At 74.2% G+C, this 855-nt stretch carries 1 protein-coding gene; it reads left to right on the top strand.

What is annotated here, in order from left to right; all coding sequences use genetic code 11:
• On the top strand, window positions 1-855 hold an 855-nt coding region (locus FV228_RS31125; protein ID WP_147857907.1), incomplete at both ends, for a glycosyltransferase.

Below are 855 nucleotides of genomic sequence, written 5' to 3' on the forward strand. Positions count from 1 at the left end.
CCGCCCCCCCCCCCCCCCCCCCCCCCCCCCCCCCCCGCCTCATCGGCGAGCTTCAGGCGAAGGGCGGGCATTGGCTCCGTTTCCCGGCCGCGTCGAAGAATCCGGCCAGCATGGCGATCAACGTCGTGCGGCTGATGGCCCTGTGTCGGCGCGAGGGCGTGCAGATCGTCCACGCCCGCTCCCGGGCGCCGGCCTGGGTCGCGCTCGGGGCCGCACGCCGGCTCGGCCTGCCGTTCGTCACGACCTATCACGGCAGCTATTCCGGCCGGACCGGCGTGAAGGTGCTGTACAATTCCGTGATGGCCCGGGGCGACGTGGTGATCGCCAACTCGCGCTACACCGCCGACCTGATCCACCGGCTGCACGCCGAGCAGGCCGGCGACCGCGTCCGGGTCATCCACCGGGGCACGGATCTCGCGGTGTTCAATCCGGTGGCGGTGGGCGCCGGACGGGTCGAGGCCCTGCGTCGGGCCTGGAACGTGGCGCCCCACGAGCGGGTGATCCTGCTCGCGGCCCGCCTGACCGCCTGGAAGGGTCATCGGGTGCTGATCGACGCCGCCGCGCAGATGCGGGATCGGGGCGTGTCGGACCTCGCGGTTGTGCTCGCCGGCGATCCGCAGGGTCGGACGTCCTACGAGCGCGAGCTCGATGCGCTGATCGCCGCCCGGGGCCTGGGCGGCATCGTGCGTCGGGTCGGCCACTGCACCGACATGCCCGCGGCTTTCCGCGCAGCGTCCGTGGTGGCCGTCCCGTCCGTGGAGCCGGAGGCGTTCGGCCGCTCGGCCGTGGAAGCCCAGGCGCTGGGCACGCCCGTGGTGGTCTCCGATCTCGGCGCGGTGCCCGAGACGGTGCTGG

It is taken from the genome of Methylobacterium sp. WL18 (assembly GCF_008040015.1).
Classification (GTDB): Bacteria; Pseudomonadota; Alphaproteobacteria; order Rhizobiales; family Beijerinckiaceae; genus Methylobacterium; species Methylobacterium mesophilicum.